Annotated in this window: 11 protein-coding genes; 8 read left to right on the top strand and 3 right to left on the bottom strand. The window is 53.3% G+C overall.

Features of this window, described 5'->3' with window-relative positions:
- Positions 1–57 precede the first annotated feature (57 nt).
- The 4 genes from IPN69_07350 to IPN69_07335 all read left to right on the top strand — a co-directional run bounded on the left by IPN69_07350 (position 58) and on the right by IPN69_07335 (position 3,184).
- On the top strand, positions 58–1,086 hold the full coding sequence (locus IPN69_07350; GenBank protein MBK8810536.1) for a methyltransferase domain-containing protein: 1,029 nt from the start codon (positions 58–60) through the stop codon (positions 1,084–1,086).
- The gene (locus IPN69_07345) at positions 1,083–1,724 is read left to right on the top strand and encodes a hypothetical protein (protein ID MBK8810535.1); all 642 of its coding nucleotides are present in this window, start codon (positions 1,083–1,085) and stop codon (positions 1,722–1,724) included. Before IPN69_07350 ends, IPN69_07345 begins: the two co-directional genes overlap by 4 nt.
- Positions 1,725–1,749: 25 nt before the next feature.
- Positions 1,750–2,511 (top strand): class I SAM-dependent methyltransferase, encoded by a 762-nt coding sequence (locus IPN69_07340; protein MBK8810534.1) that lies wholly within the window; start codon positions 1,750–1,752, stop codon positions 2,509–2,511.
- Positions 2,512–2,857: 346 nt separating this feature from the next.
- Positions 2,858–3,184: an HIT domain-containing protein gene (locus IPN69_07335; GenBank protein ID MBK8810533.1), complete on the top strand. Its 327-nt coding sequence runs from the start codon at positions 2,858–2,860 to the stop codon at positions 3,182–3,184.
- 2 nt (positions 3,185–3,186) lie between these two features.
- On the opposite strand, the gene IPN69_07330 is transcribed toward IPN69_07335, so the two are convergent.
- Positions 3,187–4,224, bottom strand: coding sequence for a N(4)-(beta-N-acetylglucosaminyl)-L-asparaginase (locus IPN69_07330; GenBank protein ID MBK8810532.1), 1,038 nt, complete (start codon positions 4,222–4,224; stop codon positions 3,187–3,189).
- A 170-nt stretch (positions 4,225–4,394) separates the two neighbouring features.
- Here IPN69_07330 and IPN69_07325 point away from each other — a divergent pair, with 170 nt between their 5' ends.
- From IPN69_07325 to asnB, 3 genes are all read left to right on the top strand, one after another.
- A complete protein-coding gene (locus tag IPN69_07325) occupies positions 4,395–5,417 on the top strand; it encodes a glycosyltransferase (GenBank protein MBK8810531.1) in 1,023 nt (340 codons plus the stop codon).
- A gap of 94 nt (positions 5,418–5,511) precedes the next feature.
- Complete coding sequence (locus IPN69_07320; protein ID MBK8810530.1) at positions 5,512–6,351, top strand: hypothetical protein; 840 nt, start codon at positions 5,512–5,514, stop codon at positions 6,349–6,351.
- 6 nt (positions 6,352–6,357) lie between these two features.
- The gene (gene asnB / locus IPN69_07315; protein MBK8810529.1) at positions 6,358–8,256 is read left to right on the top strand and encodes an asparagine synthase (glutamine-hydrolyzing); all 1,899 of its coding nucleotides are present in this window, start codon (positions 6,358–6,360) and stop codon (positions 8,254–8,256) included.
- Here the strand turns inward: asnB and IPN69_07310 are convergent, their stop codons facing one another.
- On the bottom strand, positions 8,257–10,722 hold the full coding sequence (locus IPN69_07310) for an EAL domain-containing protein (protein MBK8810528.1): 2,466 nt from the start codon (positions 10,720–10,722) through the stop codon (positions 8,257–8,259).
- Positions 10,723–11,173: 451 nt separating this feature from the next.
- Here IPN69_07310 and ettA point away from each other — a divergent pair, with 451 nt between their 5' ends.
- The gene (ettA, locus tag IPN69_07305) at positions 11,174–12,862 is read left to right on the top strand and encodes an energy-dependent translational throttle protein EttA (GenBank protein ID MBK8810527.1); all 1,689 of its coding nucleotides are present in this window, start codon (positions 11,174–11,176) and stop codon (positions 12,860–12,862) included.
- Between the two features lie 82 nt (positions 12,863–12,944).
- On the opposite strand, the gene IPN69_07300 is transcribed toward ettA, so the two are convergent.
- Positions 12,945–13,322, bottom strand: a complete 378-nt coding sequence (locus IPN69_07300; protein MBK8810526.1) for an SH3 domain-containing protein — start codon at positions 13,320–13,322, stop codon at positions 12,945–12,947.
- Between the last annotated feature and the right edge of the window lie 92 nt (positions 13,323–13,414).

Raw genomic sequence — 13,414 nt, 5'->3', positions numbered from 1 at the left:
GAGAAAAAAGCGCCAATCGTGTAACGTCTTTTATTCGCGTTTCTCGCGTTTTGAAGGATGAAAGAGAAGCTTTTGGATCTGCTCGCTTGCCCGAGCTGCGGCGGCGACATCTTGCTGGCCTACGCGAGCAAGTATGAAGAAAACGAAATCATCGAGGCGATCCTGTCGTGTCGCAAGTGTTCGCGTGAATACAACGTGACGCGCGGCATCCCGCGTTTCGCCGATCTCGACAAGATCGAGCAGGACAAGGCGGACACGGCCGAGAATTTCGGCTGGCAGTGGACGCATTTCACGCAGGAAGACGCGAAGTATTCCGACCAGTTTCTCGGTTGGCTGCAACCCGTCACACCGGAGTTTTTCAAAGGCAAAATCGTCCTCGAAGGCGGTTGCGGGAAGGGACGCCACACGTCGCTGGCGGCAGAATGGGGCGCAGCCGAAATTGTCGGCATCGATCTTTCGGCGGCGGTGGAAACCGCTTTTCAGGCGACACGGCACCTGCCGAACGTGCACATCGTTCAGGCCGACATTTTCAGACTTCCATTCAAAAGGAAATTCGATTACGCGTTTTCGGTAGGCGTTTTGCACCACACGCCCGACCCGAAAGGAGCCTTTGTATCGCTTGCTTCCAAGGTTCGACCGGGCGGGTCGGTTTCGGCCTGGATCTACGGCGAAGAGAACAACGAATGGATCATCAACTACGTTAACCCGATCCGCGAAGGGTTTACGTCGAAGATCCGGCAGCCGATGCTCTATCAGATCTCGAAACTTCCGACTCTCGGAGTTTTTCTCGCTTCGAAGCTTGTTTACAAACCCGCAAACGCGGTCGCCGGTTCGCTCGCGAAAAAGCTCTTCTACAACGATTACCTGAATCATCTTTCGACCTTTGGCTGGCGCGAACAGCACAACATAGTTTTCGACCATCTTGTCGCGCCGACGGCGTTTTACATTTCAAAGGAAGACTTCGAGAAATGGTGGACCGAGGTCGAGGCGACGGATGTAGAGATCATCTGGCATAACCAGAACTCGTGGTGCGGATTCGGGCGAATCGGCGATCGGGACAAAACTGAACGGGAGACGGCGAAATGAAGTTTCAGAAGGGCGTTGCCAGAAAGTATCGGAAGATCATCGACGCGGCATTTGACGTCATCGTCGAAAAAGGAACTCTGCAACAGAAGCGGGTAATGAACGCGATTCTCGATTCCGAGATGCTGATCTGCGTCGGCCCGTTGAGCGAGGTGCGTGCATCCGGAATTACCGGCGTCACCGATCCTTCGCGCGCGAACGATCGGATCGAGTCGGAGCGTTTGAGCCTGGTCGAGTCGCTCGGCGAGGTCTTTATCACTTTTGCCGCCGAAACCATCGACGGCGCCGGTGCGCGCGGTACCGAAGGAACACTGGTTCACGAAGCGCAGCACGCTTACGATTTCGGCAAGGTGATCGAGAGTTTCTCAAAGACCGACATCAATCCGCTGATGGTCTTCAATCCGACGCTTTATGAATTGGAACTCGCCGCGCACCTGACCTCGGCCGAGTTTATGCTTCAGATATCAAAAGACGCGTATATTGAAGAAGGACTCGATCTCGGATTGATCGAAAAAGGCGAGAACGGTTTCGCCGTCAGCCATCAAGGAATCACGAATCGGCTCCGCAACAGCTACGGACTTGAAGCCGGCGGCAACCAAGGGAGTCTTGCCAGCGAAATGTGCGGATTGAAGCAAAGATGAACGTTCACGAAAATCAGCGAGGAATATGAGTACGGCGTTACCGCAGGAAATGGAGAAACATACGTACGCAATCATGGATCGCGTCGAGGATTCCCATTGGTGGTTCGTCGGCCGGCGCGCAATCCTCGAAGAATTTCTCCGCAAACTCATTTCCAAATCCCAAGTCTCAAGTCCCAAATTCCTCGACGTCGGTTGTGGAACGGGCGCGAATCTTGAAATGCTCGCGCAGTTCGGGACGGCCGAAGGCGTTGACGTATCGGACGACGCGCTTGAATTCTGCCGTGCAAAGGGATTGATGGTTCACAAAGGACTCGCCGAGAAGTTGCCGTTCGAAGACGAATCGTTCGATGTCGTAACGGCGCTCGACGTCGTCGAACATCTCGACGACGATGTCGCCGGACTCCGCGAGATGCACCGTGTCCTGAAAAAGGGCGGCGAAACGCTGATCTTCGTTCCGGCGTTTATGTGGCTCTGGGGCGTGCAGGACGACATTTCAAATCACCGCATACGGTACACGAAGAAACAGATCGTCGAACGTCTCGAAAAGGCCGGATTCAAGATCGAACGCGCAACGTATGCGAACTGGACATTTTTCGCGCCGATCCTCGCCGGCCGCACATTGATGAAACTGACCGGATTGAAACCCGAATCCGAAAACAACATTACGATCTCGGCTCTGAACGGCGTCTTCGGGAAACTCTTCGGCGCCGAACGCTTCTGGCTCCGTCATTTCGATTTTCCGTTCGGCGTCTCGATCGTCATCACGGCTTCGAAACGGAATAGCTGAGAAGTGAGAGCTGAGAACTGAGAAGTGAGAGCTGAGAAGTGAGAGCTGAGAAGTGAGAAGTGAGAAGTGAGAGCTGAGAACTGAGAACTGGTAGTTGAGAAGTGAGAGCTTAGAACTGAGAACTGATAGTTGAGAAGTGAGAGCTGAGAGCTGGGAACTGAGAAGTGAGAGCTGAGAAGTGAGAGCTGAGAAGTGAGAGCTTAGAACTGAGAGCTGTCGCAAACTATCAACTATCAGTTCTCAGTTCTCAGTTCTCAGCTCTCAGCTCTCAGTTCTAAGCTCTCAGTTCTAAGCTCTCAGCTCTCACTTCTCAGTTTTCAGTTCTCAACTATTCCCGTCTGAAGTTATGGAAGATTTCTATTGCGATGAGGTTTTGAGCGGAAAGACCGCCGTCAGGAAAGTCTTCGAAACGGAGAACGTGCTTGCATATCATCACACACGTCCGTTCTGGGAGACTCATATCGTTGTCATTCCGAAGCGGCATATATCATCGCTTCTGACGCTCGAAGAATCGGATTCGGCCCTGTTTCTGGAGTTGTTCGACGTCATCAAGCGTGTCGCCGACCAAGTGGTCGCCGAACGGGGCGCGGCGCGCGTTCTCACGAATCTCGGCAGTTACCAGGATTCAAAACACCTGCACTTTCACGTTAACTCGGGCGAACAATTGCGATAGGATCAAAATCTACTCTTCGCCTCGAAGATCTTTCCGTCCGGAAACTGATCGTTCGTGACCGAAAAACTGAATTTGGGCTGGATCGAATACGCCCCGATCTCGCCTCTTTTGCTGAGCGCTATGAAGCCGACCTGAAACGTCTTCGCCTTCTCCGGATCGCGTTTGACGATGCGGTCGACGGCTTCCTTGCAGGCATTTTCAGGTGACTTTCCGTTGCGCATCAGTTCGATGATGAGGTGCGTTCCGCAGATTCGTATGACTTCTTCGCCGACCCCCGAACTGGTGGCCGCGCCGATCTCATTATCGACGAACAAGCCGGCCCCGATGATCGGCGAATCGCCGACGCGGCCGTGCATCTTGAACGCCATTCCGCTGGTGGTGCAGGCTCCCGAGAGGTTGCGGTTCGCGTCGATCGCGATCGTGCCCATCGTGTCGTGATTCGGCGTCCCGTCTTCGAATCGATACGGCGCAAACTGAGCCGACTGCTTCATATTCTCGATGTTGATGACCGGTTTGTATTTCGAGTCGCGCAGCCACTTCTTGTAGGTCTCCTCTGATTCGGGCGAGAGTTTTTCCGGGTGCCGCTCGAAGCCGTTGGCAACGGCAAATTGCTCCGCGCCCTCGCCCGCAAGGAATACGTGGGGCGTCGTTTCCATCAGTTTGCGAGCCACCGAGATCGGGTTTTTGATGCGCCGAAGATACGCCACTGACCCGCAGTTTGAGAACTCGTCCATAATCGAAGCGTCGAGCGTGACGATTCCGTCCCGATCGGGCAAAGCTCCGAGGCCGACGCAGCAACTGATCTCGTCTTCAGCCGAGCGAGCCGCCTGCTCGACCGCGTCGAGCGCTCTCCCTTTCTTGCCCAAGACCCTCCACGCGGCGGCGTTAGCGCGAATTCCGCTGTCCCAGGTCGAAACCACGACCGGCAGTTTCGCTTTGAGCGAAGATCTGAGTTCAAAATTCTGGTCCTGACTGAAAGCCGTTTCGGCGGCGAGCAGCGAAAGAATCGATGTTTGTATGAATTTTCGTCGGTCGATCATAAGAAAGTGAGTGACACTTTATCAGAAACAACGTCAACAATCACAACGGATTCGCCCAAAGTCCGTCTGTCTGTCCAGGCGAAGATCCAAAGCACCGGAAATCGTCGACATTGGCGCGCCCGCTGTATTTTTGGGTTCGAAAGAAGTAAATTATTACATTTGCAAAACGGATGAAGACGAAGCAAGCAAAGTCCGACGAACGGAACGAACCGAAAGCGACGCCGGAACTGTCGTTGTTTTTGCCGGTGCTCGACGAAGAAGACAATCTTCGCCCGATGCACGCCAAGATCCGGGGCGCGCTCGCCGAACTTGGGAAGTCGGCGGAAGTCATTTACGTTGACGACGGTTCGACCGATTCGAGTTTGAAGATCCTGCGCGAGATCGCGGCTGAAGACAGCAGTGTGCGCGTCATTTCACTTCGCCGGAACTACGGACAGACCGCGGCGATGAGCGCCGGTATCGACGCTTCGCGGGGCGATATACTGATCCCGATGGACGCCGACCTGCAAAACGATCCGAAAGATATCGCCCGCCTGCTTGAGAAGCTCGACGAAGGCTACGACGTCGTCTCGGGTTGGCGCAAGAATCGCCAGGACAAGCTCATCTCGCGAAAATTGCCGTCACAGATCGCGAACCGAGTCATTTCGTGGATCGGCGGAGTGCAGCTCCACGATTACGGCTGCTCGCTCAAGGCCTATCGGCGCGACGTTCTGCAAGACGTCAAACTCTATGGCGAAATGCACCGCTTTATCCCGATCTATGCAAGCTGGGCCGGTGCGCGCGTGACGGAGATCCCGGTCGATCACCACGCGCGGACGATGGGCAAGTCGAAATACGGAATTTCGAGGACCGTCAAGGTGATCTTTGACCTGATGACGATCAAGTTTATGGCCGAGTATCACACCAAACCGATTTATGTCTTCGGCACATTCGGCTTCATCGCGTTGTTCATCTCGATCATCTCGGGTGTTTACGCCGTTTTTCTGAAGTTCTCGCAGCATTTGGGTTTTCCGCAGTTTCACGCCGACTTCGTCGAAACGCCGTTGCCGATCTTGTCGATCGTGATGTTCGCGATCTCGGTCCAGTTCATCCTGATGGGGCTATTGGCCGAAATGCTCGTCCGGACTTATCACGAATCGCAGGACAAGGCGATCTACGCGGTGCGCGAAAAAGTCGGATTTGAGAATGATTGAATCGAAAGGGTGAGTGAATCTGCGCGGCTTTTCAGGAATCTGACCGTCAACTCGACAGGATGATTTCGCGGGGTTGGAGAATAGAACTGTGGCGTTGAGCATCGAAAAATCGGCAAAACAAAAATACCTCGACCTTGAGTTTTGGTTTCACCGTTGGAAACTCGGTAGGAAGAAGGGGCATTTTTCCAATTTCGGCGAACAGGAGATCATTGAGAAGTACATCGACCGGCTGTCAATTGCAGAACAAAGCAAAACAATCGTTGATATCGGCGCCGGCAACGGAACCCGTATGTCGAACACTTTCGCTTTGTTTGCCAAGGGTTGGAACGGCGTTGGGATCGAATACGACTGCCGTCTGGCCGCTAAGTTGGCCAACATCTACAAGTTCTATCCGAATGTTTCCGCTTGTCGCTGTATGGTCACGCCGATGAATGTCGTTTCATTGCTGGAAGGCTATTCGATAGAACCGAACTTCGGTATTTTGAGCCTCGATATTGACAGCTATGACCTCGCGGTCCTGGATGCACTGTTGGCGAAATTCCGACCGCGGTTGGTCGTCACCGAGATCAACGAAAAGATACCGCCGCCGATCCGGTTCAGCGTCAATTTTGATCCCGATTTCAAAGTATTGCATCATTTCTACGGCTACAGTCTGGCAAGTTTGGAGAGTGTTCTCACGAGACATAATTATCTTATTCTCGAACTCGAATACAATAATGTTTTTCTTGCTCCCGCGGAACTGGCGGGAGACATCGGCATCGGAATCGAGCAAGCATACCGGGAAGGTTACCTGGAACGAGCTGACCGGAAGGAAAAGTTTCGCTTGAACGAAGGAATGGAAGTCTTGCATTCTTTGACTCCTGAAGCGGGAATTGAATTTCTCGATCATTTCTATTCGAAAAGCCGAGGGAAATACGAGATCGGGTTGGATTAGAGTTCAATGTGCGGAATTACGGGCTGGATAAACTTGAAGAGCCGGGTTGCACCGCAGGATCGGGCGGTCCTTCACGCGATGTGCGAGCGGATGAAGCATCGCGGGCCGGATTCGGAAGGATTGTGGCTCGAAAAGGATGTCGCGCTCGGGATGCGCAGGCTTTCGATCATTGACCTTCACACCGGCGAGCAGCCGGTTTACAACGAAGACAGATCGGTCGTCGTTGTGATGAACGGCGAACTCTACAACTTCCGTGAGGTCCGCGCCGATCTCGAAAAACGAGGGCACGAATTCGAGACTCATACCGACACCGAGATCCTGCCGCATCTTTACGAAGAATACGGCGAGGCTATGCTCGACGAGATCAACGGAATGTTCGCCTTCGCGCTATGGGACAAACGGCGCGAGAAACTTCTCATCGCCCGTGACCGATTCGGTGAGAAGCCTTTGTACTACGGCGTTTTTGACGACAAGCTGATCTTTGGTTCGGAACTCAAGGTCCTGCTCGCGAACCCATCGGTGAAAACCGAACTGAATACGGATGCACTGCGGCAGTTTCTCTCGTTCGACTACGTTCCCGCACCGGCCTCGATCTACAAGAGTATTTACAAGCTCCCGGCCGCGCATTTCCTGACCGTCGAAAACGGCGAGATAAAAACGCGGCGATACTGGAATCTCACCTGGAAGAAAGACGATCCCAAATCAGCGACTTTTGAGTCGAAGACGGCAGAGTTGCGCGACCTTCTGGCCGATGCCGTTCGAATGCGGCTTGTCTCCGACGTTCCGCTCGGAATCTTGCTCAGCGGCGGCGTTGATTCTTCGACCGTTGCGGCTTTTGCGACCCGTTTTTCGACTGAAAAGGTCAAAACATTCTCAATCGGTTTCGATGAGGATTCGTTTGACGAATCGAAGTTCGCGCGGCAAGTGGCAAAACATCTCGATACCGAGCATTACGAAGACAAACTCAGCGTTGAAAAGGCTGCCGATCTGATCAGCGAGATCGGTTCCTGGCTCGATGAGCCGATGTCGGACGGATCGCTTATCCCGACGTTTTTGCTGTCGCGATTCGTTCGCAAACACGTTACGGTCGCGCTCGGCGGCGACGGCGGCGACGAGATATTCGCGGGTTATCCGATGTATTTCGCGCATAAGGTGGCGAACATTTACGGTCGTGTCCCGCCGATCTTGAGGAGTGGTTTGATCGAGCCTTTGGTCAACAGACTGCCGGTTTCAAACAAAAACATATCGTTCGATTACAAGGCAAAACGCTTCGTTGCAGCATCGAAATTCGATCTGGTGGCGCGGCATCATTCGTATTTTGGATCCTTTTCGATCAGCGAACAGCGCCGGGTATTGAGCAAAGAGATCCTCGCGAGCACCGAAAGCGATATCTACAAAGGCGCGAAGGAACTGCTCGAGATTTGCGACGCAACTAACGAAATCGAGAAAATGCAGTTTCTCGACATCAATTACTATATGGCGGAAGACATTCTGACGAAGGTCGATCGTGCATCGATGGCCGTTTCGCTCGAAGTTCGCGCGCCGTTTCTCGATCCGCGGGTCGCGCAGTTCGCGGCGTCGATCCCTCTCAGTTACAAGCTCAAGGGAAGCAAAGGGAAGTACATTCTCAAAAAAGCGGTCGAACCGCTGCTCCCGAAAGGAATCCTCGAACGGCCCAAAAAGGGCTTCGGGATTCCGGTCGCGGACTGGCTGAAGGGAAAACTCAATCCGCTGATGCGCGACCTGCTGGCGCCGTCGCGTCTGAAGGATCAGGGATTGTTTGACCCTGACAACGTCGAAAAGCTGATACGTGAACACGAGACCGGCGTCGCTTCAAATCACAAGCAGCTATGGACCTTGCTCGTCTTCCAGTTATGGTTCGATAACTTTCTGAAAAAAGGCTGATCACATATTCACGAGACGAAGGCCGCCGCGCGAACGCTCGGGAATCGCCACGACCTGAACTCCGTCTGAGATCAGATATTCGGTCGCCGCCGCGGCATCAAGCGGACGCGAGAGGTAAAAACCCTGGCCGCTGATGCAGCCCATCGCGCGAAGCTCGCTAAACTGATGTTCGGTCTCGATTCCCTCGGCGGTCGTCTCCATTCTTAAACTCGAAGCCAACGCGACGATCGCCTTGACGATCTCAATTCCCTCTTGTTCATTATCAATGCGCCTGACGAATGACCGGTCGATCTTGAGTACCGAGATAGGCAACTCGTGCAGATAGTTGAGTGACGAGTAACCGGTGCCGAAATCGTCGAGCGCGATGCGCACGCCGAGGAAGTTAAGCTCACGCAGGATCTTCGCGGTGTTTTTCAGATTTTTGATCATCGCGCTTTCGGTGATCTCAAGCAACAGATTCGAAGGCGCCAGTCCGGTTTCCATCAAGACGTTTTTCACCGTGTCAAAAAGACCGGACTGGGCAAACTGCCGTGACGAGATATTGACGCTGATCGCGATGTCCTTGAGTTCCTCGAATTCGTTCTGCCACTGCTTCATTTGCCGGCAGGCCTGAAGCATCACCCAGTTGTCGATCTCGTTGATGATGCCGTTTTCTTCGGCGAGCGGGATGAATTCCATCGGCGCGAGTGTACCGAGCGTCGGGTGATTCCAGCGCACTAACGCCTCAAGCGCGCGAACCTTGTTGGTTTCGAGCGACTTGATCGGCTGGTAATGCACAATGAACTCATCGCGTTCGACACCGCGGCGAAGATCGTTTGCGAGATGAAGCAATCTCAGCGCGTTCGAGTACATTTGGTTATCGAAAAGGCTGAAACAACCTTTTCCGGACGCTTTTGCCTGATACATCGCGGCATCGGCATCGCGGAGCATTTCATCCGCATTCTCATAACCGATGTCACTTGTCGCAATCCCGATGCTCGTGCCTATGAAAACCTCCTGATCGGCGATCTGGAACGCTTTGGTCATTTTTCCTTTTATCCGCTCGGCGACGATGACCGCCTGATCGATACTCTGCAGGTTGACGAGCAAAACGGTAAACTCATCGCCACCGAGACGGGCGACGACATCGTTGCCGCGAATGCACTCGAGAAGGCGCTGTGAAACGCCTCGCAGCAGTTCGTCGCCGGCGGCGTGTCCGAGCGAATCGTTGACGATCTTGAACCCGTCGAGATCAAGAAAGAGCACGGCAAAAAGCGGATGCTCGAACTCCATTTCGTGACTGACGATCTCTTCAAGGCGCGAGACGAACGCGGCCCGGTTAGGAAGTCCGGTCAAAACGTCGTGGTTCGCATCGAACCACAGTTTCTCCTCGGCTTTCTTGCGCGACGTAATATCCTGTATCTGAAAGATGAGATGCCTGATCTCGCCCTGGGAATCGTGGGCCGTTGAAACGCCAAGCGTTGCCCAAACATCGGTTTCGTCCTTGCTCAGAAAACGAGTTTCGATCTGAAACGCCGGAAGCTCGCCGGAAAAGATTCGGTCGACGTTCTCCTGAACCTCGATAATGCTCTCGGGATGGAGAACGGTTCTGAAATTCGAGGATATGAGGTCCTGTTCGCTGCACCGGAGCATCTCTCTGAGACTGTTGTTTACCTGAAGCCAATTACCAGTGGGCGAAACGATTCCCATTCCGATCGTGGCGTAATCGAAGGAACTCCGGAATCTCGACTCCGATGCCTGAAGAGCGTCCACCGTGCGAATGTAGCTGGTGTACGCAAGATAAGAAATGATCGCGATCGGTGCGATGAGGAGTGCGGCGATCAATCCGCCGAGAAAGATCAGCTTTACAAAAACTCCGGCGATCGCGACACCAACGAAGAAAGTGATACAGGTCCAAAGATAATAACGTGACCATTCTTTCCACTGCGACAACTCTAGCTTGAGCATCTGAATGATGGCCGTGATGACCATACTTGCGACAAAGTAGCTCAGAGCCAAGAGGCACATCGCCAGCATAAACTTGAACGCCGGAAGGTCGCGCGAAATCGTATTGGCCGGGCCAAATGTGTAAAAAAGGGCATTGGCGCCGATCCAGGTGATCAAGGCCGAGCTCGCGATGTTGAACAAATAGGTTCGAAGGAGTTTGCTTTTGAGTCGATATGTCAGCGCGATCGATTCGGCGACCGAGGTGACGATCGCCGCCGCCGGACCCCACAAGAGCAGCGCGATGAATGTCAGTGAATCAGAAACCGTGATCGTGCCGTTGAAACTAGGGAACTTGATCGAAATACGCGATGCGAAGATGCTCGTGAAGGCGATCAAAAGAAGTAGATTGACGTTCAGGCTGTCGTTCGACAAATCGGAAAGAGCGAGTCCAAAAAACGGAATACCGCACATGATCACGAGCCATCTGTATGTTTCGAGGAGATGGATCTTTTTGATCGGAATTTTCGAAATAAGGTTCATTTTTCGCCAAATAGCCTGTAGTCAGGAGAATGCGAGGTTCGGATTCAAAGACTTCAATTCCGGAGATCCGTGGAAGGCCTGGCAAATCTGCGCCAACTGTGCGCAAACATTCTTTAACAATAATAAACAACTTGGTGTGTTTCCACAAGCATAAATTTTCACCCGCTCTTTCGTGTAACCATCGTTATTTGTTGAATTCGCTCGACTTGCGAAGTCCAACCACGAGCGTTCCTTCAGTTTCCGCCCAGATGTTGTCGGGAGACGTTTCTGAACTCACTCAAAAACCGTGCCATTATCGTTAAAACGTCCTTTTTCATGAGTTTAGCGTCAATCGACAGTCACAAACCGACATCTCGCCGGTCAAAATGACCCCCGTTTTCGTTCATTCTGACTGTTGTGATAGATTAGTTGTTTATTTTTGGCGTCCAAGAATCGCCGTTCAAGAATTCCTATGAGCAATAACGAACCTAACAAGATCATTTTCTCGATGGTCAAAGTGAGCAAGTTCTACGACAAGAAACCTGTTCTCAAAGACATTTATCTATCGTTTTTCTACGGCGCAAAGATCGGCGTGCTCGGACTGAATGGTTCTGGCAAATCGTCGTTGCTTAAGATAATCGCCGGAACCGACAAGGACTTCAATGGTGAAGTCGTGTTTTCGAAGGGTTACTCGGTCGGCTACCTGGAACAGGAACCGAAGCTTGACGAATCGAAAACAGTTCGCCAAATCGTCGAAGAGGCGGTTCAAGACACCGTAAATCTGCTCAAAGAATTCGAAGAGATCAATATGAAGTTCGCCGAACCGATGTCGGACGACGAAATGAACGCTCTCATCGAACGCCAGGGCGACGTGCAGGAGAAACTCGATCACGCCGACGCCTGGGACCTGGATTCGCGTTTGGAGATGGCGATGGACGCACTCCGTTGTCCGCCCGCGGAAACACCGGTCAACATTCTCTCGGGTGGCGAAAAACGTCGCGTCGCATTGTGCCGGCTATTGTTGCAGAAGCCCGACATCTTGCTGTTGGACGAACCGACGAACCACCTCGACGCCGAATCCGTAGCGTGGCTCGAACATCATTTGCAGCGATATGAGGGAACGATCATCGCGGTTACCCACGATCGTTATTTTCTTGACAACGTCGCCGGCTGGATCCTCGAACTCGACCGCGGCGAGGGAATACCGTATCAGGGAAATTACACCTCGTGGCTCGAACAAAAACAGCAGCGGTTGGCGCAGGAACAGAAGCAGGATGACAAACGCGCGAAGACCCTCGAACGTGAACTCGAGTGGATCCGTATGTCGCCAAAAGGCCGCCACGCCAAATCGAAAGCACGCATCAACGATTACGAAAAACTCGTCGCCGAAGAATCCGAAAAACGCAATGAAACGCTCGAGCTATACATTCCGGCCGGTGATCGCCTCGGTGACGTCGTGATCGAGGCGCACGGCGTTTCGAAGGGTTACGGCGACAAGCTGTTGTTCGAGAACCTCGAATTCTCGCTCCCGAAGGGCGGGATCGTCGGCGTCATCGGAGCGAACGGCGCCGGCAAGACGACGCTCTTCAAGCTGATCACCGGAAAGGAAACGGCGGACTCCGGAGACTTCAAAGTCGGAGAAACGGTCAAACTCGGATATGTCGATCAATCCCGCGACTCGCTCGACGGAAACAAGACGATCTGGGAAGAGATCGCCGACGGGCTCGATGTCGTTCAACTCGGCAAGCGAGAAATGAACTCGCGAGCCTATGTTTCGCGGTTCAATTTCTCGGGCACCGATCAACAGAAACGTGTCGGACAATTATCCGGCGGAGAACGCAATCGCGTCCATCTTGCGAAAATGCTCAAGTCAGGCGCCAACGTTCTTCTGCTGGACGAACCGACGAACGATCTCGACGTCAACACGATGCGCGCGCTCGAAGAAGCGCTCGAGAACTTCGGTGGCTGCGCGGTCGTCATCAGTCACGACCGTTGGTTTCTGGATCGCATCGCGACGCATATTCTGGCTTTCGAGGGTGATTCCCGCGTCGTTTATTTCGACGGCAATTTTTCGCAATACGAAGAAGACCGCAAACGAAGGCTCGGTCACGACGCGGATCAGCCGCATCGGATCAAATACCGAAACCTGACGCGGGACTGAGAACGCTACCGATCCGCCGGGGCCGGGACGTTTTGGCCCGGCCGGCGGCGGTTCTAAGGATATCTCCGCGAAAGCTTGTCGGCTACTCGCCGCAATTGAGGTAAGAACTCAGTACCCAACCGAGAACGCGGCCCGTCCGTCCGCTTGAGGTCGAAACCGCGATTTTTGACCAATCGTTCCTGACCCCAACCTCGCGAACGACCCTTCCGTTCGCAAGCTTCCCAACGATCCTTCCTGAAGTGCTTGGGATCGACCGGATGTTAAGGTTCCCGCCTTGCGTCGAGACGACGCAGACGTAACCTTGGTACGCCATCGGTTCAATGAAGTTGACTTCCGAAAGAAAGATCGTCGAGGAAGAAACAAACAGGTTCGATTCGCTCGCACCTGGCGCAACATCTGCTGCCCGCGAACTGATCGCGGCCAAGAAAATGATCGCAAACAAAACGCATATCATCTTCATACGTTTATCCCTCCTTGTATTCATTATAGTCCCCGGCGAGGCATTGTTCCACGCCATCCGCGACGTACTTCGGCAGCGCTCGATTGCGAAGT

It is taken from the genome of Acidobacteriota bacterium (assembly GCA_016715115.1).
Lineage (GTDB): Bacteria > Acidobacteriota > Blastocatellia > Pyrinomonadales > Pyrinomonadaceae > JAFDVJ01.
Note: the sequence above shows the minus strand (reverse complement) of the source record. Positions and strands in the feature narration are given on the sequence as shown.

Bases quoted from the DNA above. Each gene is read 5' to 3' on its own strand.
- ettA (MBK8810527.1), top strand. From the start codon at position 11,174: ATGAGCAATAACGAACCTAACAAGATCATTTTCTCGATGGTCAAAGTG.
- IPN69_07325 (MBK8810531.1), top strand. From the start codon at position 4,395: ATGAAGACGAAGCAAGCAAAGTCCGACGAACGGAACGAACCGAAAGCG.
- asnB (MBK8810529.1), top strand. From the start codon at position 6,358: ATGTGCGGAATTACGGGCTGGATAAACTTGAAGAGCCGGGTTGCACCG.
- IPN69_07340 (MBK8810534.1), top strand. From the start codon at position 1,750: ATGAGTACGGCGTTACCGCAGGAAATGGAGAAACATACGTACGCAATC.
- IPN69_07300 (MBK8810526.1), bottom strand. From the start codon at position 13,322: ATGAAGATGATATGCGTTTTGTTTGCGATCATTTTCTTGGCCGCGATC.
- IPN69_07350 (MBK8810536.1), top strand. From the start codon at position 58: ATGAAAGAGAAGCTTTTGGATCTGCTCGCTTGCCCGAGCTGCGGCGGC.
- IPN69_07335 (MBK8810533.1), top strand. From the start codon at position 2,858: ATGGAAGATTTCTATTGCGATGAGGTTTTGAGCGGAAAGACCGCCGTC.
- IPN69_07345 (MBK8810535.1), top strand. From the start codon at position 1,083: ATGAAGTTTCAGAAGGGCGTTGCCAGAAAGTATCGGAAGATCATCGAC.
- IPN69_07310 (MBK8810528.1), bottom strand. From the start codon at position 10,722: ATGAACCTTATTTCGAAAATTCCGATCAAAAAGATCCATCTCCTCGAA.
- IPN69_07330 (MBK8810532.1), bottom strand. From the start codon at position 4,224: ATGATCGACCGACGAAAATTCATACAAACATCGATTCTTTCGCTGCTC.